This is a genomic window from Thermostilla marina, assembly GCF_054657455.1.
In genome coordinates this window covers 2,617,908-2,644,221 of sequence record NZ_BAAHYR010000001.1, presented here as the reverse complement: position 1 = coordinate 2,644,221, position 26,314 = coordinate 2,617,908, and the positions used below count along the sequence as shown (strand labels likewise).

The 26,314-nt window shown below is 59.9% G+C and carries 15 protein-coding genes; 6 read left to right on the top strand and 9 right to left on the bottom strand.

Annotated features, from left to right (window positions below; all coding sequences use genetic code 11):
- Positions 1–5 precede the first annotated feature (5 nt).
- From ACYQ2I_RS09675 to ACYQ2I_RS09635, 9 genes are all read right to left on the bottom strand, one after another.
- Positions 6–899, bottom strand: coding sequence for a polysaccharide lyase family 20 protein (locus ACYQ2I_RS09675; RefSeq protein ID WP_460166808.1), 894 nt, complete (start codon positions 897–899; stop codon positions 6–8).
- Positions 896–2,497: a sulfatase family protein gene (locus tag ACYQ2I_RS09670; RefSeq protein ID WP_460166807.1), complete on the bottom strand. Its 1,602-nt coding sequence runs from the start codon at positions 2,495–2,497 to the stop codon at positions 896–898. Before ACYQ2I_RS09670 ends, ACYQ2I_RS09675 begins: the two co-directional genes overlap by 4 nt.
- A 146-nt stretch (positions 2,498–2,643) precedes the next feature.
- Positions 2,644–4,176 carry a sulfatase-like hydrolase/transferase gene (locus ACYQ2I_RS09665; RefSeq protein ID WP_460166806.1) on the bottom strand — a complete coding sequence of 511 codons (1,533 nt, stop codon included), beginning with the start codon at positions 4,174–4,176 and terminating at the stop codon, positions 2,644–2,646.
- The gene (locus tag ACYQ2I_RS09660) at positions 4,173–5,708 is read right to left on the bottom strand and encodes an alpha-L-fucosidase (RefSeq protein ID WP_460166805.1); all 1,536 of its coding nucleotides are present in this window, start codon (positions 5,706–5,708) and stop codon (positions 4,173–4,175) included. The genes ACYQ2I_RS09665 and ACYQ2I_RS09660 overlap by 4 nt, the downstream gene beginning before the upstream one ends.
- Before the next feature lie 154 nt (positions 5,709–5,862).
- Positions 5,863–7,416, bottom strand: a complete 1,554-nt coding sequence (locus ACYQ2I_RS09655) for a sulfatase family protein (RefSeq protein ID WP_460166804.1) — start codon at positions 7,414–7,416, stop codon at positions 5,863–5,865.
- Positions 7,413–8,699 carry a glycoside hydrolase family 117 protein gene (locus ACYQ2I_RS09650; protein WP_460166803.1) on the bottom strand — a complete coding sequence of 429 codons (1,287 nt, stop codon included), beginning with the start codon at positions 8,697–8,699 and terminating at the stop codon, positions 7,413–7,415. Before ACYQ2I_RS09650 ends, ACYQ2I_RS09655 begins: the two co-directional genes overlap by 4 nt.
- 420 nt (positions 8,700–9,119) lie before the next feature.
- A complete protein-coding gene (locus ACYQ2I_RS09645; protein ID WP_460166802.1) occupies positions 9,120–11,828 on the bottom strand; it encodes a glycoside hydrolase family 95 protein in 2,709 nt (902 codons plus the stop codon).
- Between the two features lie 785 nt (positions 11,829–12,613).
- Positions 12,614–14,251, bottom strand: coding sequence for an alpha-L-fucosidase (locus tag ACYQ2I_RS09640; RefSeq protein WP_460166801.1), 1,638 nt, complete (start codon positions 14,249–14,251; stop codon positions 12,614–12,616).
- 624 nt (positions 14,252–14,875) lie between these two features.
- Positions 14,876–16,059 (bottom strand): IS3 family transposase gene (locus ACYQ2I_RS09635; protein ID WP_460166642.1). Its coding sequence is split into 2 segments (ribosomal slippage): positions 14,876–15,786 and positions 15,786–16,059, totalling 1,185 coding nucleotides; the frame shifts between segments, so codons are not numbered across the junction.
- A 608-nt stretch (positions 16,060–16,667) separates the two neighbouring features.
- Between ACYQ2I_RS09635 and ACYQ2I_RS09630 the strand changes: the two genes are divergently transcribed.
- Genes ACYQ2I_RS09630 through ACYQ2I_RS09605 form a run of 6 tightly spaced genes read left to right on the top strand, consistent with a single transcriptional unit; the run spans position 16,668 to position 26,313 of the window.
- Positions 16,668–17,189 carry an RrF2 family transcriptional regulator gene (locus ACYQ2I_RS09630; RefSeq protein WP_460166800.1) on the top strand — a complete coding sequence of 174 codons (522 nt, stop codon included), beginning with the start codon at positions 16,668–16,670 and terminating at the stop codon, positions 17,187–17,189.
- A gap of 39 nt (positions 17,190–17,228) precedes the next feature.
- Positions 17,229–19,163: an FAD-dependent oxidoreductase gene (locus ACYQ2I_RS09625; protein WP_460166799.1), complete on the top strand. Its 1,935-nt coding sequence runs from the start codon at positions 17,229–17,231 to the stop codon at positions 19,161–19,163.
- Positions 19,160–19,642: a QcrA and Rieske domain-containing protein gene (locus ACYQ2I_RS09620; protein WP_460166798.1), complete on the top strand. Its 483-nt coding sequence runs from the start codon at positions 19,160–19,162 to the stop codon at positions 19,640–19,642. Before ACYQ2I_RS09625 ends, ACYQ2I_RS09620 begins: the two co-directional genes overlap by 4 nt.
- A complete protein-coding gene (locus ACYQ2I_RS09615) occupies positions 19,642–21,192 on the top strand; it encodes a cytochrome b N-terminal domain-containing protein (RefSeq protein ID WP_460166797.1) in 1,551 nt (516 codons plus the stop codon). The genes ACYQ2I_RS09620 and ACYQ2I_RS09615 overlap by 1 nt, the downstream gene beginning before the upstream one ends.
- A gap of 4 nt (positions 21,193–21,196) precedes the next feature.
- On the top strand, positions 21,197–22,852 hold the full coding sequence (locus ACYQ2I_RS09610; protein ID WP_460166796.1) for a c-type cytochrome: 1,656 nt from the start codon (positions 21,197–21,199) through the stop codon (positions 22,850–22,852).
- 5 nt (positions 22,853–22,857) lie between these two features.
- The gene (locus ACYQ2I_RS09605) at positions 22,858–26,313 is read left to right on the top strand and encodes a molybdopterin-dependent oxidoreductase (protein ID WP_460166795.1); all 3,456 of its coding nucleotides are present in this window, start codon (positions 22,858–22,860) and stop codon (positions 26,311–26,313) included.
- Position 26,314 lies beyond the last annotated feature (1 nt).

Below are 26,314 nucleotides of genomic sequence, written 5' to 3'. Positions count from 1 at the left end.
TTTTGCTACTGACGATACACGTTGCCGGATGGAACGACGTCATCATACCGGGCTCGCTCGTCACCGATTTTGATGTCCGTTACGTAGATGACTTTGTCCGTCGCGACCGGCCTTTCTTTGTCGAACGCTTCGCGCTTCGCGTCGTTATCGACGTGCCATTCCGGGTGGTAGATGCCGGTCTTCAAGTATGGCGTGTATTCTGCGCCGATGGTCGAATACACGTTCGGCCCTTTCAGATTTAGAACCAACCTGCCGTCCTTCCAGACCTGAAGCAGACCGTCCGCGTTGGGCGACCACTTCGCATGAATCACCCAAGACACCCATTTGCCCGGCTCGACGGGGTCATCCAGCTTGTGCGTGACCCGCGTCGGTTTCGTTTGAGCGCAACCGTAATTTTGCCGTATGAACCAATTGTCGTTTCCGATAGCGATGGCCAGATTGGGATAGGTGGCTCGCCAGTTACCGGGAACGGCGTGCCATTGCATCACGATGTCGTTGCCTCGCGTGGAGTCGAAAACCCAGTCGGCCGGCACAAGCAGACGCGCGCCGTACCACCGCTCATTGAACCCCTTTTCGCTCGGCAGCGAAATCTCGGCGCGGAACGAATTGGGTGCTCGCGGCACAAAAAAGCGGACTGCTTTCCTTCCAGGTTCCAAGCCCGGTGCAGCGACGATCTTGATGCGTTCCGGCGTCGGCATCGGAAGACCGTAGCGGTCATCCTCGGAAAATTTCCATTTCCCGAACTGGCCGGATTGGAAATCGTCTTGAAAGAGAACCCGTTGACCGTAAGCGAAAACGTCCTTGGCACGGAAACGCCGCGTGGCATCGTCGGCTGCTAAGAAGAGATGACAGAAAGAGATTGTAATCGCAAAGACGGTTGCCGGTTTCCAGCTTGTCATGGTCGGATTCTCTCGTTTCTTGCAGTCTCTTTCTCGTTGTCCGGGATTCCGTGGGGAGCTTCCGGACATGCTCCCGCCCGCCAGCGAGCCTCGGTCCGTTCCGGATCTTCGCCTATTTCTTGAACCAGCGCCGCATGCATGGCGGTCAGACGCTCTTGCTGTCCCCGATCACCGGCAAGGTTGTGCAATTCTTTTGGGTCTGTTCTCAGGTTGTACAGCTCCCGCACCGGGCCGTGGTTTTCGTCTGCTCGGCAGTGATACACGTACTTCCAGTCACCCTGCCGAATCATGGCTATGCCGGACACGATGTAGGCGGCGTAGTATTCGCTGACCGCGAGGTCTTTCCAAGGGAATGATGGATCGTCGAGCCAAGCGATCATCGAAGTTCCATTCCAGTCCGCAGGCGTCTTGGCGTCTGCTAATTCCGCGATCGTCTGGACGAGGTCCACAGAAGCGCATGCGCCGGCGCGACGCTGACCACCCGGCCATCGAGCCGGCCAACTGATGATCAGCGGTACACGCGCCGCCGTGTCGTACAGGCAGTTCTTCCACCACAAGCCGTGCTCCCCCATGTTTTCCCCATGATCCGCTGTGTAGATGACGACTGTGTTCTCGGCAAATGGCGAAGTCCTCAGGGTGTTGAGCACTTCCCCGATCTGATGATCGATCCATTCGACGCGCGCATAGTAAGCTTCACGCGCCAACTTGACCGTCTCCGGCGGAACGCGTTCCAGTATGCGTTCGTTGCGCAGATGTTTGTAGTTCAGCGGCAACGCGGCGAGGTACCCCGGTGGAATCTCCGGTGGTGGAATCCGGTCCTTGAAATGTTCAAGGTATTCCGCCGGAGCGATCAATGGATAATGCGGCGCGCTGAACCCGACCACCAGGAAAAAAGGTGTTGCATCCCTCGGCCGCTCGCGCAGAAATCGGATGGCGGCGTTCCGGCGTGCCGCATCGGCCGTGGACTCCATATCCGTCGCGATACCGATCGGGCTGAATTCCTTGCCGATATCCGTGCCGTTATCGCGAAAATTACCAGCAACGAGACGCTTGCGCGGCTTCACCCGGCGCTGATCCGGTCGTACTCCGGTTTTGTCGGATGTTTTGCCATCGGATCGTGACGCAGCCTTGCCGGGCGACCTGAGTTCGCCGGTGCTTTCATCGAATACATGAAACCCATGCGTCATGCCGCCTTTATAGTGCATCTTGCCGACGAGATACGACTCGTAGCCGGCCGCGTTGAGAAGCCGTGGCAGAGAGGGCGTGCCGTCCGGAACTCCGACGGTGTTTCCCCAAACGTTGTGACGGGACACGTACTTGCCCGTCGTGAACGATTGCCGTGAAGGAACGCAAATCGGCGATGCGCAATAATGGGTGTCAAACACGACACCTTGCGCAGCCAGCGCATCAAGATTCGGCGTTCGTGCCAAGGGATCGCCCGCGCACCCCATCACACCGGCGTTATGTTCGTCGGTCATAATGACGAGGATGTTGGGCTTGTGTGCAGCCGTTGACGCTGCCTCAACCTGGCTAACCGTATTGAGAGCCAACGCCGCCGCCAACGGCAGGATTGCCAAAACAGCAATTGCGCATTTCATGCTACTTAACTGCGACTGTAGATTTCAGACCGGCCCACAGATTATTTTTCCCTCATGAACACTGTCCACTCGTCGGCAATACCATAGGCGTGTCCCGCCTTCTCTTCTCTCTCTGGCACGATCGGCGGAAAGCAAGGAGGTCCACTTCAGTCGGTTTCGTCATAGAACGCGTAGTCAGGATGATTGTAGAGCTGCTTCCGCGCGGTCTCGGCGATATCGTTCGATTGGAGCCACCTCTTACCGAGCTCGGACGTCCAGAACGGATGATCGCCTTCCAGATGCGACGGCAGCCTTCGGAGGATCGATTCGAACGCTGCGCGTTGTGCCGCATGTTCGGGATTGCCGTCTACTCGCACGTAACCGCGTCCCCAACGGTTATCGCCGGTGTAGTAGAAACGTCCTCGCGGTTTTCCATAGAAGGGCGAGCGTGCTTCCAAGAGATGCGTCTTCGTGCGCAAAACCTGAACGGGCCCCGTGTAGGCATAAATCCATTCGCGCTGTGAATCGGTTCGACCGCTCAAGAAAGGCAACTGACTCTTGCCGTCAAACAGAACATCCTGCGGAACAGGGACGCCCGCAATGTCCAGAAGCGTGGGCGCGATATCGGCGAAGTCGGTCAATTCATAGGTGATGCCGCGGCGTTTCACACCGGGACCTTTCACCACGTAGGGCACATGCACGCCCCGCTCGACGCCCCGATCTTTCGCAGTAACCGCCGTGCCGTTGTCGGCGCAAAAGATGAAATACGTCTGGTCATAGATGCCCAATTCCTCCGTCTTCCGTATGAGCTTGCCGACCAGTTTGTCCATGTATTCGATCAGGTTGACAAACCGCTGCTGTTGGTTTTTCTCGTACTCTGCAATCGCCTTGGCTTTTTCCTCGCGGTTCATGCCGCTGGTGTCCGGTTTGGGCAATTCGATATCCAAGACAGCCCCGGCATCGGGCGTTGTCGAATAAGGGCCGTGAGGAATCACTGTCGGCCAGTAAGCAACGAAAGGTTCTCCTGCTTTGGCCATGCGTTCCATGAAGTCCATGAGAAACCGGCACCGGATGTCCGGCCCGAAGTCACTTTCGGTCACCTCGACATACTTTCCGTTCTGGATGATCGACGGATACCAGTAACGATCGTCCGGCAACTTCAGGTCCTTTCGCAGGCCGTCGGCGATCACGTCGATGCCAAGGTGCGCTTTGATTGCGTCGGGGCCTTCCCACAGGCAGTATTCATCAAATCCAACATCGGGATCCCACGGTTCCTTGGCACCACAATGCCATTTTCCGGCGATGGCCGTCTTGTATCCGGCTTGTTGCAGCAACTTGGCCCAACTGTGCTGAGCCGTAAACAACGTCCTGCGCGAATCGAAAGCCCACATGTCGTTCCGGAATACACCCGTTCGATTGCCGTAGACGCCGGTCATCAGCAGGGCTCGCGACGGGGCACAGATCGCCGGTGCAAAGCAGGTGAGAAACTGCACTCCCTCCTTGGCAATCCGATCGATATTCGGTGTCTTGGCCGTTCCCGGCTGACCATAGCACGAAAACATGTCCGCACTCACGTCGTCGGCCAGGATGAGAACAATGTTGGGACGTGCGTTTCCATCATTTGCTAGACAATCGCTACCAAGCGCGCTCGCCAGCGCCGTAAGCACTATTAAGATGGTCTTCGCTGTGTTCCAGTTCATTTTGGCGTGATCCTCAAACAGAAGGCGTAGTCACAGGGTGCTTCCGCCGGAAGGGTCACTTCGAGTCCGTCCGTGGTCTGAGTCCATACAAGCGGGCCATCGTGGCCGAGCAAGCTGACCGAACCGACATCCACACCGGCATGTTTCGCGAGCGACCGCACAACCAGTTTGCGGTCTTCCGGCCAAGCGAGGGCGATGGCATAGAGCGTGTCGCCCTTGGTTGTGAAGCGTATGTCTTGCGGCGTGAAGTTCTTGCGCCAGTCCCATTGTTCTTTGACTTCCCCTTTGGCGTTTCGTTTCATGCCGCGGCAGACGGTTGGGCCTTCGGCGTAGATTTTCCACGGTCGCGTCCCATAGATCGCTTCACCGTTGACTTTCAGCCAGCGGCCGATGTTACGCATGATCTCTTGTTCTTCAGGTGGAATCGATCCGTCACCTTTCGGCGTCAACGACAACAGAAAGATGCCGCCGCGGCTGACGACGTCCACCAGACTGCGCACATGGTAATCTGCACCGTCGCGGTACTTTTTGTCGTTGACGTAGCTCCACGGATACGCAATCGCTCGGTCGATCAGGAACCAAGGCCCCACATCTATCGGCATGTCGCGACCATTTTCGTAGGAGTGAAGCCCAAACGACTCAGGAAAGTTGAGTCCGCCGGCATGTTTGTTGCAAACCGTGACTTGCTGCCCTCGAGCAACCGCGGAATTGAAGTAATGTGCAAATACCTCCTGCACGTACGATTCCGGCGGGTGCTGATTTTGCATCGAGCTACGCAGGCCGTCGAACCAGAGCAAGTCGGGGTGATACTTGTCGATGACCTCAATGACTTTGGCTTTCCACTGGTCGGCAAACTCCTTCACCGAGCCGGTGTATTCGTTCCAGTAAAAATCCGAATATTTCGGATCGAAGACGTCCCACGTTTGACGCATGTGGTCGGTGATGTCGCTTTCCTTCATACCGCCGATCGCATAGCCGAACGTGCGCCCGTGATGGAACGTGGCGAGCAGTTTCATGTCGTCGTACTTTCGTACGGCCGCGGCGATCTCCCCATAGATGTCGCGGTGCGGGCCCATGTTCTTCGCGTTCCAGCGGTTGACTTGGCTGTCCCAAAGCAAGAACCCATCGTGATGTACCAGGCATATGCCGCCGAACTTCGCGCCGGCTTCGTGCATCAACCCGACCCACTCGTCGGCATTGAACTTCGGCGCGGTAAATAGCGGAATGAAATCCTTGTAGCCGAATTCCTCGATCGGACCGTACTTCTTCGTGTGGTACGAGTAGACGCCCTTTTCATCGGTCCTCGATCCCGCATACAGGTTCCGGATATAGTCCGGTCCGCCGTGCGCCGGCACCGAGTAGATGCCCCAGTGGGTGTACACGCCGAATTTCGCATCTTTCAGCCATTCGGGAATCGGCTGGCGAGACAGCGAATCCCAACTTGGCTCGAACGGGTCGTCTGCGAACGCGCTGGGAGCCGACAGAACACAACAAACGATGAAGAAGATGAGGCAGAACTGGAGCGTTTTCATACTTAACTTTCCCACAGTCTGTGCCACCTTACGATCGGCGTCGAAATCCTGCAGTTCTCGGTCGGGGACTCACGCCCACCAGGGTGCGGGGAGTGGTATGGCAGCCCCTGTGGTCTCACGACGGTGGTTACGCCAAAAATACCGGTTTTCTTCCTTATTGTTCGCTGGGCCGGGTGAATTCCGCAAACGAGCCGGGCACGTTGGCGAGTGCTTTTCGAAGCAATGCCTGCATCTGCTGAACTCGGGTTCGTTGCGACGGATCTGCGAACAGGTTTCTTCGCTCCAGCGGATCCTGGCGGATGTTGTAGAGCTGATCGCGATCGTAATAGTTGGGATAAAACGCAATGGCCGGAGCTTCCGAGCCGCGGCCGCCGGGACGGTCGGCCAGGTGGGTGTACGGCTTCGGCGGATTGTTTGGAAGCGTCGGCGGCAAGCGAAACGCCAAGTACTTCCAATCGCCCTTCAGTATAGCCCGCGTGGCGCCAAGTTCGAAGAACAGGTACTCGTGAATCTCCTCCTCACTTCCTTGCAGCACGGACACAAAGCTCTTGCCGTCGACGGCATCTCGCTCCTTTTCCGGAACGTCGCAAAGTTCCAGTATCGTAGGGGCGAAATCGATGTTGGAGATGCGGACCTTTGTCTGACGTCCACCTTTCACATAGCGAGGTGACCACACAAAGCTTACCGATCGAACGCCACCTTCATAGAGCGATCCCTTTCCGTTTTCCACCCCGTGGTCGTTGAAGTAGAAGATGATCGTGTTTTCGAGTGCGCCAAGAACGGCGAGCTTGTTCAAGACGGCGCCGATGCCGTCGTCAAGCCAGAGCAGATCACATGCCGGACTGTCGATGGAAAGCCCCGCCTGTTTGACTCGCTCAGGAATGCTGGAGCGCGGCGGCTGAACCGATAGCGGCTTGGGCAAAAGGCCCGCGGGTGTGGCCAACGGGTCGCCCGTATACTTCTTGTTCTTCGGGCCGGGGCCGTGATTGAGCGTTGTGGCCATGTAGAGAAAGAAGGGCTTCTCGGTACGTTTCCACTCGTCGAGGAACTCGAGTGCGCCGCTGGTGATCCAGTCCATGTTGTGGTACTCGAGCGCTTTGCAAGTATGGTTCGGGATATTGCCGGCGTAGATGCTGGCAGCAAAGTCGAACCCGCACGCCCTGATGGCCTGGATCTGCGCTCGCTGTGTCTTGGCGTAGTACGCTGCCACTTCGGGATCGCGTGGATCGGCGTCATCCGGCGGAGCCGGCGTTCGGCTGCTCTGTTCTGCTTCGATGACGTGGTTCTTGCCGACGAAACCGGTGAAGTAGCCGGCTCGTTGCAGCGTGCGCGCGATATTGGGCGTTGTCTCATCGATATGGCTGTTCCAAGCAATGTTGACCTGCGCTCCCCTCGCAGCGGCGGCGGCGAATGATGGCGACCGGCTGGCGTACGTGCCCGTCAGAACGGAGTATCGCGACGGTGTGCACACCGGGCTTGAGACGTACTGGTTCAGAAAAACAACGCCTTCCATCGCCAGCCGATCGATATTGGGGGTGAGGTTGCGCGGTCTGCCCTGTTCATCACGTCCTTCCGGCAGGAAATTGAATTCCGATCGCTCTTGATCGTCGGTAATGACGAACAAAACATTAGGCCGATCGGCCCGCGCCCGGGGAAGGACAGCAAGTGTCAATAGGGCAATTACGAAAACTCGCGTCAATGTCTTCATTTCGCGGAGTGTCCCATGATCGTGTCTTTGTCCAGGCGTTCCTGTTCTTTGCGGATCGTGAATCGCATCCCTTGTGGTAGCGCGATGCGGGGTTGGAAATACGTGGCTTCGTTGAAGCGCAGGTTGTTGTGCTTGAACTGCGGGCGATCCACGTCCAGCGACAGGTCGCAGTCGAACCGGGCAAGGATGGATTGATTCACCGCTCCGCCGCCGTCAGGATTGATATGGCAAAGGCCCCAAGTGATGCCGCGTCCGTTGCCGTCGTCCGCGAAGGCGTCCGGCACAAACGGACCGGGCGCGATCGGAGGCACTTGGATGATCGACTGGACCTCGAAGTTCACCCCGTCCGGCGCATATTGGATCGTATTCTTTTCCGGCCCGTCCAGACTGACCAGCGCGGCGATCCCTCCTTTCCACGGCCACAGGCAGGTTTCGTGGCCGGAGTTGATAACTGGATTCAGCGGCGACTTGTGAAACGGGCCTTCCGGCCGATCGGCAATCGCCACGCCTTGCGCGCGGATCATCATGGTGTCGTCAATCGGCTTCTCGGGCTGGCCTTTGTAGTAAAGGTAGATCTTGCCCCGGTAAACGAGCGGGAACGGATCGTGAATGCAAGCGCCGTCCCACGCGCCGGGGCCACTGGGTTCGATGACCGGCCGACCCAACGGACGCCAAGGGCCATCGGGCGAGTCGGCAACGGCGAGCGTCACCGGGCAGGCGTCACCGCCTTGGATCACGGCACTGTAGGCCTGGTAATAGAGATAATACTTGCCGCCCCACAAGAGAATATCGGGCGTGCAATTGGAACGCCAACCAAATTGCCCCTTAGGTGGCCGGCGCACGGCCGGCCCCTGCTCCTGCCAGTGAAAGCCGTCGCGGCTGGTCGCGTACCAGATCTCGGCGAGGTCCCAGTCATAGGACGGGACTGTGTCGGTCGCTTTATCGGGCCCTGCGGGCGGCTGAGTTGTGCGACGGCAAGTGTACCAGACGTAATAGACACCGTCGATGCGGACGACTTTGGAAGGATCGCGGCGAGAGACGTTCGGCTCGTACGAAAACCCCTCGAGCGGCGAATACTTGAAGTTGCTGTAAAGCTCATTGCCGCGGTCTCCGTAAGGATTCCACTGGTCATAAAGCCGCTGCATCGCCGCGCTGAGCGGTCGATTTTCCGGCTTTGTCGGTGGAATCCGAGCCGGAAAGGGGGATACCTCTTGTCCAACCATGCCCGGCGCGGCGATCACTCCCAGCGCGCAAATGGCCGCCGTTACATGGACGCGAAACATTGCAATCACCTCCATAGAACTTTTACCGTTCGATGTTCGAAATCTACGATGACCAACTTGTGATCGAACCTGCGCCGACCAATCCCCCTTCGCGCACTACATCGTCCTTTGGCATTTCCTTGATCATGGCAGGCGGATATCCGGCGATCTGTGGGCGGATGTTCGAATTGCGATCGGAATCGTCCATCATCGCGAAGTGCCGCCCCCACGACTGACCTTCTCCCGATGCGAGGGCACTGTCGTGGTTGCGGCATCAATTGACAAGGATGATCGATTCCGGCCGCATTTTGTTATTGCTTGCAGGATCACGACGAAAACCTCCTCCTCAAGTGGAGCTGCCCGGTCGACGCCGCAAGGACAATTTCCACACGCTTGGACGAAGTGTTTCCTTTGTGGTGTATTCGAGTCGTCATCTGTGCCTCAATACGTTTCGACAGGAACGAGCCTGGTTTCGCCGTTTACGCGCACGGTTACTTCACCCGAACGCCGACCTAGAATACGATATTGGAGTACTTTCCCGTCCCGCCATTGGAAGTCCACAATGTAGCCACCGCGAGCCCGCAGACCGGTAACCCGGCCGTTCGGCCAGGAATCGGGCAAGGCAGGCAGTAGCCGTATCACGCCGCCATGACTTTGCAGAAGCATTTCGGCGACGGCATTCGTACCGCCGAAATTACCGTCGATCTGAAACGGCGGGTGCTGGCACAGGAGATTGCGGCCGCCGCGGGTAATCAGCATTCGCAGAAGACTTTCGGCGTGGTTTCCGTCGCGTAATCGAGCCCAGAAGTTCGCCTTCCAAGCCATCGACCAGCCGGTGCTGGCGTCGCCGCGGCGTTCCAGTGTGACGCGTGCCGCTTTGGCCAACGCCGGCGTGTCCTCGGGAGTAATTTCGTCGTAGGGAAACAGCCCGTACAAGTGCGAAACGTGGCGATGGTGTGGGTCAACTTCTTCGTAGTCTTCCAACCATTCCATGATTTGTCCGTACTTCCCGATCCGTGTCGGGGCGAGCCTTGCGCGGGCTTCTTTCAATTGCGTGCAAAAATCTTCATCGACTCCGAGGATTTCGGCAGCTTGAATGCAATTGCCGAACAACTCCCGCAGAATCTGCATGTCCATCGTCGGTCCCATGCAAACACGTGCCGACTTCCCGTTCGGCATGCGAAAGGTGTTTTCAGGTGAATTCGAGGGGGCGGTTACCAGCCATCCGTGCCGAGGTTCGACAATGAGCATATCCAAGTAGAACTCGGCCGATCCCTTCATGATCGGATAGGCCCACTCGAGGAATTCTTTGTCACGGGTGTAGTCGTAATGTTCCCAAAGGTGGTCGCACAACCAGGCCGATCCGCTCGCCGTGGCTCCCCATCCCGCCTGTTCACCGGGTGCCGTGAATCCCCACACGTTCGTGATGACGTGAGCCACCCAGCCGTCGGCATCGTAGTAGGCCTTGGCAGTTGCGGCCCCCGGCTCTTGCAACGATTCGATCAATTTCATAAGCGGCAAATGGCAATCGCCAAGAGCGCACACTTCAGCCGGCCAATAGTTCATCTGCACGTTGATGTCGAGATGGTAGTCGCAATTCCAAGGCGTCTGGATTCCTTCGGCCCATAACCCTTGCAAATTCGCGGGCATGCAGCCCGGCCGCGAACTACTGATCAGCAGGTACCGTCCAAAGTTGAAATAGAGCGCCGCCAATGCCGGATCGGCTTCGCCCTGGGCGTAGCGTTCCAAACGCTGATCGGTCGGAAGTTCAGCCGCTCGGCGGCTTTCCGCGGCGCCGTCATCGAGGCGGATGTCGACGCGGTCGAAGAACCCCCGATAATCGGCTTCGTGCTCCGTTCGTAATTGCGTATAGGACACACCTTCGGCAACGTTCAAATCGTCAGCCGTCGCCTGAAACGGATCGCTCGTCCCACGACCGGCAAATCCTTGATAGTCGGTAGCAGCGGCGATCAACAGAATGGCTTCGTCTGCCGAGTCGACCACTAACGAGCTCCCGGATGTCGTTACGGAACCTCCTTGATGCAGCGCGCGCATGCGGGCCACGAATCGCAACCCGTCAACGCCGGGGCGAGCGAGCGTGCGTCCACTCATCAACAAACCGTTGGATCCGTCCGCCACCGTTTGAAAACGCGTCAGCCGATCCAGCGTTGCAGTGAACGAAATCTTGCCCGGTTTGTCGGCCGTGAAGCGGAAAACCAACACATTACGCGGGGCCGATGCAAACGCCTCACGGCGGTAATGGACGCCGCCAGTTTCGTACTCGACGGTCACAACCGCCCGCTGTAAGTCAAGAACGCGGCGGTAATTCGCCGCATTTTTCCTTTGTTCCAGAGAAATAGAAAGCGGCAACTGGCCGCGTTGTCGGTAGTTTGAGCAATAGACGGCAACGACGTTTTCCCCGGCGACAAGGTGCTCAGCCACGTCGCGTTCGAACTGCGCGTGCCCGACATCTTGCCATCCCGGCAAATCGCCCACAAGCTCCCCGTTGACATAAACGCGGCCGTTGCGTGCGCGAGGGCCGATACGAAGCCGTCCAAGCGCCATCGCTTGCGAATCGGTAAGAGTAAAACGACATCGCAAGATGACCTTGTCGTTTACCGCCAAGGTTCGATCACCTTTGACGGCGCGACCTTCGGCAAGGACGTAATCTACCCAATCATGGTCGTCGACATCGCGCTGCGCGTCACGTTCTACTTGGCGAGCCACTTCTGCCCGATGTTCCCGAATGTCGGTGATTCCGGGCGTCGTGATCATGCGGTACTTCCAGCGTGTCAGCGGCACGGCCGGGACATTGCTCTTCCAAGTAATTCGCAGATTGCCCAGCTCTTGGAAACAACCCCACGGACCGTTTGCCCCACCTCGCGATCCCCCACCAAGACACGTGAACGTCTGATTCACCAACGCCTCGGCTTCGTCATTTCTTCCCGCAAGCAACAAGGCTCGAATTTGGGGCAAGTTCTCGTGGGCATTCGGGCGATTCCACTCCGTCCGCATTCCCGACCAGACGGTTTCTTCGTTCAGGGCGATTCTCTCGTGGTCGATCTTCCCGAAAATCATCGCCCCGAGACGGCCGTTGCCGATGGGTAACGCCTCGTGCGACCAATCGGCCGCGGGCGCCGTGTACCACATCGTCGTCCTCGGATCCGGCTGGGCACCGCCGACGTCGACCGGAAAAAGGCCACACACAGATGCCCCCAACAACAGGAAGCGCGCAAGCCAAAGAAACTTAGAGCGATTCACGATTCCACCTCGGCAGGTATTGTGTGATGTCGATGGGCCTTTCCAGGGATGTTTTCTCTGTCCAGCGTTGAATCGTCACTCGACCCGAGACCGCCCGTCGCCGAAATCGACGTTCCACCACACGACGGAAAACTCACGCTGGAAAGTCTGCGGCCAGTATACTTGCGCGTGCAAACCAGACCAAATCCATTGCCGTGCGGGAACGCACGTCGAGCGCAGAAATTACGGCAACGAGGAAAGAGAGGGGGCCTTCCGTCTTTTGCGAAAACGGAATATCACCGCTTGAGGTGGCGGCCGGCTTGCGCTTCGTGAGACATCATCCGACCGACGCGGATCTCTCGCCGACTGTCATCGGTGTAGACCTTCGTGCCGCCGGCGTACACAGCCGTGATTTCCGGGAAAATCGCCGCTTCAGCCCTCGCGGCCCGCCACATTCGGTCTGCTCGAAACACGCTTCGAAAGCCGCATCATCGCCGGAACTGCCCGCTGACAAACCTCCTTGCGATCTACGGCGGACAGCCGAAGATAACTGCCCGAAACGACGAGAAACTGTTTGGTGGTCGAATTGCTGACAGCACGAACCTCGGACACTAAGCTGCGGTCTGAGCGCGATGCGAAGCGGCAGCGGAGCCGCACCCCCCTTGTTTGCATCGGCGATCACTGTGTCCGGTGGTTCATGTGTCGGCAAAGGCAGTTCGGTCTTGCCCGCGGATTCGGAACGCGTAGGCCGCCTCACACGGCGGGTGGGGCGGTAGGGTGATTTCGAGAAGCGTTTCCGTCTGTCGCCATGCAAGAGGCCCCGCGTGGCCGAGCAGCGCTACGTCGGCAACAGGCGTGTTGTCGAGTGCGGCGTTGGATATACGAACCTTGCCGCTGGTGGACCACGACAGACTGACGGCATACAGGCTTTCGCCGTTCTTGCTGCGGGTAAAGCGGATGTCGCCTTCTTTGCTTTGCTTCCAAGGACGCGTTGCGTGGATGGCCTCCCCGTTGATTCGCATCCACTCACCGATTTTCTCAACGACTCGGCGTGCCTCGTCGTCGATGCGTCCGTCGCCGCGGGGCGGGACGCCCAACAGCATGTTCCCGTTGTTGGCTACGATGTTGACGAGCATTCGAATCAACTGGCTTGGCGAACGATATCGATCGTTGCGACGGTAGTGCCAACTGCCGACGGAAATGTCCGTCTGCCAGGGATTGGGAAACGGCCGATCGGGATCGACCACTTCGAAGTCGTTGACGACGGCGCTTGCCAGGATCATCGCCGTCGCCTCATCATGCGTTGCGTGTTTCACATTCAAAACGACATCCAACCGGCCGCGCCGGCTGCACGCGAGGTTGTAATAGTGTGCCGCAATCTGCGGAATCAGGTCGGGCATTCCCAACACTGCTCTAAGCTGCTTCGATTCGTTGACGTCGAGCAAGTGATACACGGCGTCGTCGAAGTAGAGCAGGTCGGGATCGTACTTGCGAAGTAAGTCGTCTACCCGCAACAAACATTGCCGCACGAACTGCGGGCAGGGCGAATTGGCCTCGTGGACGGGGCCGTACAGGTCGCGAGGATCAAGCCCTTCCCACGGTGTTCCGATACCGTCTTCTTTGCTCACCACGGCCCCGTCATACGGAACACCGGCCAGCGGCCCCTCCTTGTCACTTCCATACCACAGGGGCATGAACTCGTTCCAACAACGATAGGGCGTGTTGTGAAACGTCACACCAAATCGCAATCCGTGCTTTCGTGCGGTATCGGCCCACATCCTGCACAAATCTTTTTTCGGACCGATGTTGACACAGTTCCAAGGCTGATACTTCGAATCCCATGAATCGAAGTTGTCGTGATGATTCACCATGAAAGCGAAATATCGTCCCCCGGCGGCCTTGTAGAGACTGATCAGATCCTCCGGATCGAAGTGCTCGGCCTTCCAGGCACACATCAAATCCTTTGCACCGTGGACCGACGGATGACCGTAGTTCTCCAGATGGTGCTGGTAGTTCGGATGACCTTGCAGGTACATGTGCCGGGTATACCAATCCCCCGCCTCTGCTTGCGATTGCGGCCCCCAATGTGCCCAAAAGCCCAGCTTCGCATCCCGAAACCATTCCGGGCAACGGTACCCCGCTCGCAACGATTCCCAGTTCGGGTCGAACGGCCCGTCGGCGACTTGAAATTTCGGCAGGGGAAAACTCGGCGATGTCTGCGGTGTCGATCGACACGGTGTGCTCGGCGTTTCCGACGAAGACACGGCAGCATTCGACACCAATCCGCCAGCTGCAGCAACGGCACCGGCTTTCAGAAAATCACGGCGTTTCATCCGGATGCTCCTCGCAACCAATCGGAATTCGTTCTTTAGAGAGGGGCGTATGCACCAAGGGTGGTCAACAGGGCAGGGGCGTGCGACGGACAACTTTCAAGATGACATTCCCCGAATGCGGGCAGTCGCCGTCCGTCGAAATCGGCAAGGGGGAATCCGGCGGCGGTTCGCGCGACGAGGTGTCCTGCACGCAGTAGTCCGACAGGTCGCTATTGTAACTTCATTTCACGACGTCTCATCGCACCGCTTGCACGAAAACGGAAAGATGAGGGATTCTCGATATCTCCCGTTCGCAAACCCCACACATTCGTGCAATCGGCACCGACCACAACCCCACGAGTGAAACAGCGTCCCTAGAAAGCAGCAGCCAAAATAGAGAAGAAAACATGGATGGAAAGGAAGCGTGCGTACGGTCCCGCTACGGCGCATCCGCCGACGTGAGATAAGAATCGACCGGTGCGCTGTGGCAGCCGTCCCCGGGGGCATCGTCGTACAACAACGGTGAAGGGGGGCAATAACCGCAACCTGGGCGACAATCACGATACCGATGGTATGCATCGGCGCAACCGAGCGCAGCGACCAAAAACGCCACCAGTGACCAGCTTCAAATTCTTGTACCAGGTGTTATGAAGGTACGGGTTGGGAAAGATCGCTGTGCTGCTGGAGCGGAGGGAGCGTAGCGACCGAAGCGGAAGCAGCACAGCGGGCCGCAAACTCGGCCGGGGCTACGTACCCCAGTGAGCTGTGCGGCCGGTTTCGGTTGTAGTCCTCTCGCCACAGCTCGGTCAGCACCTTTGCCGCCGCCAAGCTCTCGAACACCTCCGTTGCCAAAAACTCGTCACGCAGCCGGCTGTGGAAACTCTCGGCGTAGCCGTTCTCCCAAGGGCTGCCCGGCTCGATGTACAACGTCTCTATCCCCATCCGACCCAGCCAGGCCCGAATCGCTTCGGCCACAAACTCCGGACCGTTGTCGCTGCGGATGCACTTCGGCACGCCTCGTCGGGCGAACAACTCCGCCAGCGTCTCGATCACGTCCTCGCTGGTAATACTCCGATCGACCTTCATGGCCAGACATTCCCGCGTGTGCTCGTCGACGATCGTCAGCCACTTCAACCGGCTGCCGCCCGTGGTGCGGTCGAACACGAAGTCCCAGCACCACACATGGTCCTTGTGGTCCGCCCGGCGACGGACGCAACCGTTCTCGCTCGTGCCCAATCGTCGCCTTTTGCGCTTCTTCTGCGGCACTTTCAGCCCCTCACGACGCCACAATCGGTAAATCCGCGTATCGCTCGCCCGCCAATCCTCTTGACGAAGAAGCCAGGCGATCCGCCGGTAACCCCATCGCGGACGACGTCGGGCCAATTCCAACATCCGACCCGCCAACGCCGCCTCGTCGTCTCGCGGCTTCGCTCGGTAACGCTGGGTACTTCGCGGCTGACTCAAGGTCTTGCACGCCCTTCGCTCGGAAACCGAAAACCGCTGACGCAGGCCTTCGATCGCCGCACGCTTCCGGGAAGGGCTTACCAGTTTCCCTCCGCTACGTACTTGAGCATCTGGATGTCCAGTTCCTTCTCGGCCACCAACAGCTTCAGCCGCCGGTTCTCCTCCTCCAATTGCTTCAGCCGTTTCGCCTCCTCGGCCTTCATTCCGCCGTACTGGTTCCGCCAACGCAGGTACGTCGACTCGCTGATCTCCAAGGCCTGGAGCACCGCCGCCACGTCCTTGCCCGCGTTGAGCATCGCATCCGCGTCCCGAAGCTTCCGAACTATCTGCTCCGGCGTGTGTCGCTTCCTTCCTCGTGTCGTCATCTTCCTGGTCTCCTCGCCTTACGGCTCTGAGACCTTCATAACACATGGATCAGTTTTTCGATAGCAGGCCAAGAGTTCGAGACCTGTTCGGCGGTGCCAAAACGTTGCAAATGGTCTCGAACTTCTTGCTTCTTGGCCGAGCTTCTACCGCTTGGGTGGGCCGCGGTTGTGAATCTGGAAACCTGGTTCTTAGGGCGTTTCGGCGGGCTTACTGCCGCAATAGGCTTTCATCTCCGGTCAAGACTGACACTTCCCTCCTGCCGTTCACCGTTCGCAATCGAACGCCCAAAAACTTGACCTGGGGACTGACGTTCGCCTAGTTGGACTTTCGCGGCGTGAATCTCACGAGTCACGTAACTGGTCCCCGGTCTACGCTTCGCCCAGCTTCCGGCCCCTTTCGCATCTCGTCCGGTTTGCAAGCCGGAACGCAGGAATGCCTGTCGGCGCAATAGCAGGTCTTGCCGCAAGTTGTGTCTCGGCCACGTATTACGTCCAAAATGAAAATGGGCGAATTCCAGAGGTGGAGACACTTGACGTGGGCAGCCGATGTATGCTATAGTGGATATCCGATATCCTAATTGCCCTATTGACACTGTGGGAGCACGTGTTTGTTTACCAGGACGACCATCTCGGCCATGCGGCTGCTGGTCCATCTCGGTCAGCGCACTCCGACCGATCCGGTAGGCATAAGAGAGTTGGCTGCTGAACTGGACGAGTCGCCCAGCTATCTGGCCAAGGTGGCACAGGAATTGGCCAAGGCAGGCATCCTCCGTTCGTTGCGCGGGCCGCGCGGGGGCGTGGTGCTGCGTCGGCCTCCGCGCGAGGTGAACTTGTTGATGGTGGTCAATGCCTGCCAGGGAGCGGTGATGGGCAGCTTCTGTGACGAAGATGTACCAGACACTCAGGTATGCGCCTTCCACCAGGCGGCTGTGGAGCTCCATCAGGCCATCCACAAAGTGCTCGCCCGGTGGACACTGGCCGATTTGCTCAACAAGCCTTGTCCGCCGTCTGCCGCCTTGCGTTCGCGATGTGTTCTCACTGCCGGTCCTGTCGCTGCCTGGGGCTATCGGCCGGCGAAGGACACCAGGCGCAAGACGAGCGTGCGGCGCAACCAACGCGGCAGAGAGTAAAATCCTCAATCGGAAGAACCGTGTGCAGGAAGAAACCTGATGGACCCAATCGGTGGCAAAGCCGCGCAGCTTCACGCCTTGGTGCCGAGCGAGAATCATCAGTGCGAGCTGGTTTCTTGCCAAATGGCCTGCCCAGTGGGTACCGATGCCCGCGGATATGTGAAGGCCATTGCCCGGGGCCGGTTCGACGAGGCCTATCTGATCGCCCGCGGCCCCAATCCTTTGGCTTCCATCTGTGGGCGCATCTGTGCTGCGCCTTGCGAGGCGGATTGCCGGCGGGGGAAGGTGCCGCGGGTGGATGCGGACGGTTGCTTTGTGGCCAATGATCAGCCGGTGGCCATCCGTGCCCTGAAACGCTTCGCCTGTGAGCAGAGCGGTTGGGAACAGATGTCGGCCGAGCAACTGCGCGTTGGCCTGTGCCGACCGATTCCCGCCCAACTAGCGAAAGCCGAGGAAATGGCGGCGCTGCTGCGAGCACAAACAGCCGGACGTTTTGAACCTGCCCAAGGCGAGCCGGTGGCGGTGATCGGCGGGGGGCCGGCCGGGCTGGCTGCGGCGCATGACTTGGCGCTGATGGGGTTTCGCCCCGAGGTGTTCGAGGCCGAGCCGGTGGCCGGCGGCATGCTGGCCTTGGGCGTGCCTGCCTATCGATTACCCCGGGAACTGATAGCTGCCGAGGTCGCGGTGATCGAGGCGCTGGGTGTAGTGATTCACTGCAACACCACCGTGGGCAAGGATGTCTCGCTGGCGGAGTTGCGCCGGCGGTTTGCCGGGGTGGTGATCGCTGTGGGCGCCAAAGGATCGCGAGGACTGGAGTTGCCCGGAGAGCGCGGCCCGGGCGTCTTTGGCGGAGTGGACTTCCTGCGCCAGGTAAGCCTTGGAACACCGCCGCCGCTGGGACACCGGGTGGTGGTCGTCGGCGGCGGGAATGTGGCTTATGACGTGGCCCGCACCGTATTGCGGCAGATTACTTACGATGTGGCGCGTTCGGCGGCCCGATTGTCCCAGCGTCCGCAGGTGTGTCTGGTTTCATTGGAAACTCTGGAAGAGATGCCTGCCGACACACTGGAGATCATCGAGGGCGACGAGGAAGGCATCGAGCGGCTCAACGGGTGGGGGCCGGTGGAGATCCAGCGCGATTCGAACGGTAGGATCCAGGGAGTACTTTTCCGGCGGTGTTTGCGAGTCTATGACGAGAACCGGCGGTTTATGCCCGCTTTTGACGACTCGATCCGTCGGTTGGTGCCTTGCGACACCGTGCTGCTGGCGGTGGGTCAGTCGCCGGACGTCTCCTTCTTGGCGGATGGTGGCGAGGATGTGGAGCTAACACGTCCAGGGTGTCCCAAAGTGGATCCCGAGTCTTTGGCCACCACAGCGGCCGGTGTATTCGTAGCGGGCGACCTGGCACACGGCACACGACTGCTGATCGATGCCGTCGCCTCGGGCAAACGCGCGGCACGGTCTGTGTACGAGTATCTCACGGGCAGGCGGATCGCGCTGGAGGCGACTACCGCCTACCTGACGCTGGAGCAGTTCCGCCGTGAACGCGGCTATGAGGCGATCCGCCGGGTGGCGCCTCCCACCCTGCCGCCGGAAAAGCGGCTGGCTCGGCCGGATATCGTGGTGGAACAAGCCTATAGCCTTCCCCAAGCCCGACGCGAAGCCTCGCGATGTCTGGATTGCGCGGTTTCGCCGGTTTTCGACGGGTCGCGATGCGTGCTTTGCGGGGGATGTGCGGACGTGTGTCCTACGCGCTGTCTGAAGTTGGTGGGGCTGGAACAACTGACCCTTGATGAACCAGTCGAGCAGGTCATTCAGCGGGCGCTGGGGGCGTCGGTCGAAGCGACTCAAGCGGCGGCGATCATCAAGGACGAAGATCGCTGCATTCGCTGCGGACTGTGTGCCGCGCGATGTCCGGCGGATGCGATCACCATGGAACGGGCACTCGTTACGGTTGAGTGGAGTTGCCGATGAACCAACAGACGTCTTCACCAGGCGGACGATTGGCGCCGGAGCCGGTGGCTCGGCGCGATGTGCTGGGACTGGCGGCGCTTTGGTCAGCGGGCGGCGCGCTGCTTTTCTCGCTTTTGGGCATGTTACGCGTGGTTTATTCACCCGTTTCGCCTACGCCATCCAAGAAAATCCGCGTGCGGGTGCCCGAGGGACTGGCCGCCGGAGAGCCCTACCTGGTACCGGGCCATCCGGTGGCGGTGTTCCGCAATGAAGAGGGTGTGTATGCCGTTTCGCTGGTGTGTACGCACCTGGGTTGCGTGGTCAAGCCCAGCGGCGAAGGCTTCGAGTGCCCCTGTCATGGTTCGCGATTTGACCGCGACGGGACAGTGCGCAAAGGGCCTGCACCGACCGCCTTGCCGTGGTATGAGGTGACACGGCGCGGGCAGGAATATGTGATCGACTTGCAGAAGCAGGTTCCAAGTGGCACGGAGGTGAGCTGATGCCTGAGACTGAGGGAGCCAAAGGAGCAATCGGTGCAGTGCTGGCCAACCTGCGCCAGGCGCCCCGCCGAGTCTATCGGTCGATGTTTCGCACCGGGTTGCCCAAGACGGACCGCAGCCGATCAGAGTTCGTTTTTGGCAACGTGTTTCTCCATATTCATTCGGTGCGCTGCCACCGCTGGAGTCTGCGCTGGGCCACCACCTGGGGGCTGGGTTTGGCGGCCACCTCGGCGTTCCTGATCAGCCTGGTGACCGGAATCCTCTTGATGGTCTATTACAAGCCGTACCCCGGGGTGGCGTACGACTCGATCAAAGACATTCACTACGTAGTTCCCGTAGGGCGGCTGATGCGAAATATCCACCGCTGGGCCGCCAATGTGATGGTCGTCACCGTACTGGCCCATATGGCCCGAGTGTTTTACACCGCCGCCTATCGCTCGCCGCGGGAGTTCAATTGGCTGGTGGGACTGGGGCTTCTCGCCCTGACCGTAGCGCTGGCCTTTACGGGCTATCTGCTGCCGTGGGATCAACTGGCCTATTGGGCGATTACCATCGGCACGAATATCGCCCAGTCACCCCGGGAGCTGACCGATGGGCTGGGCATCACGTCATGGCTGGACATAGGCGGCTTGCTGCGACACCTGTTGCTGGGATCCGACGAAATCGGCGCAGACGCTTTGATTCGCTTTTATGTGTTGCACGTGATCGTCCTCCCGCTGGCGCTGGTGGTGCTACTGGCCGTTCACTTCTGGCGGATCCGCAAAGACGGCGGGCTGACGCGACCAGCGGATGTGGATCAGCGACTGAAACCCCTGAAGAATGTCTCGCCTGTCTTCACTCAAACGCCCCAAAAGACCTACCATCTGGCGGCCGTTGTGCGAGGACGGACTCCTGCGGTCGGCACCGGACCGGAAAACACCCTGCCCTCGATGCCACATTTGTTCTATGCCGAGCTGGCCGTGCTGATGCTGACGATGCTCATTTGTGTGGCCCTGTCCATGGTGGCCGACGCGCCGCTCAAAGAACTGGCCGATCCGCAACAGCCGGAGAATCCGGCGAAAGCACCCTGGTATTTCCTGGGGCTGCAAGAGCTGGTTTCTTATTCGGCATTCATGGGAGGGATCGGCATTCCCACCATTGTGCTCATCGGCCTGGCGCTGATTCCGTATCTCGACCGTGAGCAGGAAGGTACCGGGTTGTGGCTCTCCGGGCCGGCGGGGTGGAGGCAGCTGATCGAGGGGCTGGTGGTCGGCCTGGGCTTGGCTGTGGGCATCGAGGCCCTGGCGATCCGCTTCGGCTGGCTGCGCGATTGGTTCCCGCAAGTGCCTCAACTGCTGATCACGGCGTTCAATCCGGGCACATTGCTCGCCTTGGCCTACGCCGTCTATTCACTCTGGGTGATTCGCCGCACAAGTTCCATTCGCGCCGGCGCCCTGGCGCTGTTTACCTGCTTCTTGTGTGGTTTCGTGATCTTGACCATCATCGGCGTGCATTTTCGCGGACCCAACTGGGAGTTCTACTGGTCGCCGGCGCATTGGCCCGGCCATTGATATTATGAACAGAAACAAACATCTGTTGCTCTGGTCGAGCATCGGCCTACTGACGCTGCTGGTCATCGCGGCGGTGGAGGAAAACTTCTTACGCTCGTGGCGCGTCGCCCAGCGCGAAGCTCGAGCTGTGGGAGTGGTAAACGAGGTGCGCTTGCGCCAGATCGTGGTGCCGGAGCTGAACGTGACGGATCGCTGCGTTTCCTGTCATGTAGGCATGGCACCGGATAGGGAACCAAGCGAGGGACAAGGGCTCCTGTCGGCGCACAAGTCGGTGGTACACGATCCGGCGCAGATCGGTTGTACGGTTTGCCACGGCGGCCAGGGACGTGCTACCGAAGCAGATGATGCCCACGGACAGGTACGCCACTGGCCGCATCCGATGTTGCCGCTGCGCTATGCATATGCGGGGTGTGGGACGTGCCACACGCATTTGGAAGTCGCCGCGCCGGAGCAGCTTGAGTGGGGCGCCAAACTGGTCGAACGCTACGACTGCCTGGCGTGCCATCCACTGGCGGGGCGCGGGGGCAGCTTGCGCTTGGAGCAAGGGATCGAGTCGCCGGCTCCCGACTTGACACTCATAGGCGGCAAAGGCTTTGACCCGCATTGGTATGAGAAACATCTGCAGCGATTCGACGCGGCCTCCGAAGGACCCTGGCACGACAGCTTCGGCCCTGTGGCCGAGCCGGAGCGGCGAGCGATCGAGCAATTCTTGCGCGCGCAGATCGGCGCGCCCGAGCTGGTCCGAGCCAAAGCGGTATTCCACAGCGTGGGATGCCGGGGTTGTCACAAGATACGTGGGGTGGGTGGCGACGACGGGCCGGACTTGACGCTGGTGGGCGAGAAGAATCCCCATCTGCTCGATTTCTCGCACGTCGAAGGCGAACACACGCTGGCCAATTGGCTGGCCGCCCACTTGCGCAATCCCCCGCTGATCGTGCCCGACAGCAAGATGCCCGTGCTCGGGCTTTCGGACGAGGAGATCGATCTGCTGGTGCTCTACCTGCTGTCGTTGCGCGAAAGCTCATTTCCCGAAGCATATTGGCCCACCGATCGCGTGCGCGTCGAGCGTTTGGGCCAGCGCGAGTTCGCCACCGACGGGCGCACACTTTACGGAACATTTTGTGCCGGATGTCATGGACGCCGGGGCCAAGGCCAGCGGTTTCCCGGCGGGCTGTTCTCGCCGGCGATCATCAACGCGGATTTGCTTTCCGTGGCGACCGACGACTATCTGCGCCAAACAGTCGCCCAGGGCAGACCCGAGCGGCGCATGCCCGCCTGGAACGAAGCAGCAGGCGGGCTGCGAGAGGAAGAGATTACGGCGCTGATAGACTACTTGCGCGCCGAGGCGGGCGTGCCAAAGCCGGTCGTCGAACCGACGCGGCGTCGCTGGGTACAAGCAGATGCTAAAACTGGCGCGCGCCTTTACGCCGCCCACTGCGCCGCTTGCCACGGCGCAGAGGGCGAAGGACCCGAGGCCCCGGCTCTCAGCAATAGGGCCTTTCTGACCGCGGCTGACGACACTCTGCTGGTCGAGACGATCCGCCGCGGCCGGCGAGGCACGTCCATGCCTGCGTTCGGTGCTGGCTCGCCGGCCTATCCGACGTTGAGCGACGAACAAATCCACGCCATTGTTGCCTTTCTGCGCACTTGGGAGAAATAACCACTATGGACTACGATCTGAAACGACGGGAATTCCTCAAGGCAGCGGCGGCCGCAGGATTTGCAGGACTGGTCGGGGCGGCCAAGAGGGCCTGGGGGGTCGATGCTGTGTCGAATCCGCTGGCAGCCTATCCCGACAGGGGCTGGGAAGAAGCCTATCGCGATCTGTGGCGATACGATTCCTCGTTCACGTTTCTCTGCGCGCCGAATGACACGCACAACTGCCTGTTGCGGGCGTTCGTCCGCTCGGGCGTGATTACGCGCATCGGGCCTACGATGCGATACGGCGAAGCGACGGACTTGTATGGCAATCGGGCTTCGCACCGCTGGGACCCGCGTGTGTGTCAAAAGGGGCTGGCGCTGACACGGCGCTTTTACGGCGATCGGCGCATCAACCAGTGCATGGTGCGTGCCGGGTTCAAGCGCTGGGTGGAAGACGGTTTTCCCCGAGGCGACGACGGCCGTCCGCCAGCCGAGTATTTCCAGCGCGGACGAGATCAATGGCTGCGGATTACTCATGCAGAGGCGGCCCGACTGGTGGCGTTGACGCTCAAGAACATCGCCGAGACCTACAGCGGCCCGGAGGGTGCCGAACGGTTGCGCCGCCAGGGCTATGAGCCTGAAACCATCGAAGCGACCGGCGGTGCGGGCACCCAGGTGTTGAAGTTTCGCGGTGGCATGCCGCTGCTGGGGATGACCCGGATTTTCGGGCTTTATCGGATGGCCAATTCCATGGCGCTGCTCGACGCAGCGATCCGCAAAGTTTCCCCTGAAGAGGCACGCGGCGGGCGCGGGTTCGACAATTACAGTTGGCACACCGATCTTCCGCCCGGCCATCCCATGGTCACCGGCCAGCAGACCGTGGACTTCGATCTCCAAGCGGTAGAACACTGCAAGACTGTGGTGGTCTGGGGAATGAATTGGATTACGACCAAGATGCCAGACGCCCACTGGCTGACCGAGGCACGCCTGAAAGGCACCCGGGTGGTGGTGATCGCCTGCGAATACTCCGCCACCTGTTGCAAGGCCGACGAGGCGATTGTGGTCCGCCCGGGGACCACTCCGGCGTTGGCCCTGGGGCTGGCGCATGTGATCTTCCGCGACAAGCTCTACGATGAGGACTACGTGCGGCGGTGGACCGACCTGCCGCTGCTGGTGCGTATGGACACACTCCAGTATCTGCGTGCAGGAGACGTATTCGGCGAGGAACCGGCCGAGCTTTCCAACCAGACGCGGGTGGTCTCCAAAGACCAGGCGCTGCCGCCGCCGGGCCGGCACAACGAAACGCTCATCCCTGAGGATTTGCGCCGGGAGTGGGGCGATTTTGTCTGGTGGGACCAGAAGAAGCAGTCGCCTCGCCAAATCACCCGCGACGAGGTGGGTGAAAAAGCCGAACTGGGCGACGCGCTGCTGGAAGGCACGGTGCAGGTAACGCTGGCCGACGGCTCTCAGGTGACTTGCCGGCCGGTCTTTGATCTCGTCAAACAGTATGCCGAGCATTTCGATCCCCAGACCACGCAGGAGCTGACTTGGGCGCCGGCAGAGGCGGTCAAGTCGCTGGCCCGGCAGATCGCCGCAGAGCCGGGCACCACGCTGTTTGCCGTGGGAATGGGACCGAACCAGTTTTTCAACAATGACAACAAGGACCGGACAATTTTTTTACTGGCGGCGCTGACGGGCAACGTGGGCAAGATCGCCGGCAACGTGGGCTCGTTTGCCGGTAACTATCGCGTGGCACTTTTCAACGGTTGCCCGCAATATATCAGCGAAAACCCCTTCGACATCGAACTCGATCCGGCCAAGCCCGCCCGGGTACGCCAGTACTGGAAACCCGAGTCGGCCCACTATTACAACCACGAAGACCACATGCTGCGAGTGGGCAAGCGCCTGCTGACGGGCAAGACGCACACCCCCGCGCCCACCAAGTCGCTCTGGTTCGCCAACGCCAACTCGATCCTGGGCAATGTGAAATGGCACTACAATACGGTGGTCAACGTGCTGCCGAAGATCGAAATGATCGCTGTGCAGGATTGGTGGTGGTCCACCTCGTGCGAGTGGGCCGACGTGGTGTTCGGCGTGGACAGTTGGGCCGAGATGAAACAGCCCGACATGACCGCCTCGGTAACGAACCCGTTCTTGCAGATCTTTCCGCGCAGCCCTTTGCCGCGGATTTTCAACACCATCGGCGACATCGAAGTGTTGGCCCTGGTCAGCGAACAACTGGCGGAAATCACCGGCGACCAACGTTTCAACGATTACTGGCGATTTGTCCGCGAGGGGCGCAGCGAGATTTACTTGCAGCGGATTCTCGACCACTCCAGCAACGCTGCCGGTTTCCGGATCGACCAGCTCGAGTCCAAGGCTCTGGAAGGCATCCCGGCACTGCTGAACAATCGGACCACCCCCAAGACCGTCGGTTTCGAGCAGATTGCTGAGTCGCGTCCCTGGTACACCAAGAGCGGCCGGCTGGAGTTCTATCGAGAGGAACCCGAGTTTATCGAGGCCGGCGAGAACCTGCCGGTGCATCGCGAGCCGGTGGATTCCACTTTCTTCGAGCCGAATGTGATCGTGGCCGGCGAGCACGAAGCACTGCGTCCGGCGGGACCGGATCAATACGGCGTGGAGCCGGACGACATGCGCTGTGACGTGCGCTGCGGGCGCAACGTGGTCTGTAGCTGGTCGGAGCTGAAACAGCGCCCTCATCCGCTGGTTGCGCAGGGCTATCGCTTCGTTTTCCATACACCGAAATATCGACACGGTGCTCATACCAACCCGATCGACACCGACTTTGTGGCCGTGCTCTTCGGACCGTTCGGCGATGTGCATCGGGCGGACAAGCGTTCGCCGTTCGTAGCCGAGGGATATGTGGACATCAACCCGGCGGATGCTCGCGAGTTGGGCATAGAAGACGGCGACTATGTGTGGGTCGATCCTGATCCGGAAGACCGTCCTTTTCGCGGCTGGCGGCAAAACAGGCGGGACTACGCGTTTTCTCGGCTCTTGTGCCGTGCACGCTACTACCCGGGCACGCCCCGCGGGGTGACTCGCATGTGGTTCAACATGTACGGCACCACGCCCGGCTCCCAGTTGGGCCAACAGCAGCGTCCCGACGGTCTGGCCAAGAACCCGCAAACCAACTACCAGGCGATGTTCCGTTCCGGCTCACATCAGTCGGCCACGCGCGGCTGGCTGAAACCCACGTGGATGACTGACTCGCTGGTCCGCAAGGGACTGCTCGGACAGACCGTCGGCCGCGGCTTTCTACCCGACGTGCATTGCCCCACCGGAGCGCCGCGCGAGGCCATCGTGAAAATCACTCGCGCTGAGCCGGGCGGAGTAGGCGAATCAAAACTTTGGCGGCCGGCCGCTTTGGGGATCCGACCCACTTATGAAAACCAACCCATGCAACGTTACCTTGCCGGCCGGTTCGTTCTGCTGGACCGAAAAGAAGAGGAGAGTTGAC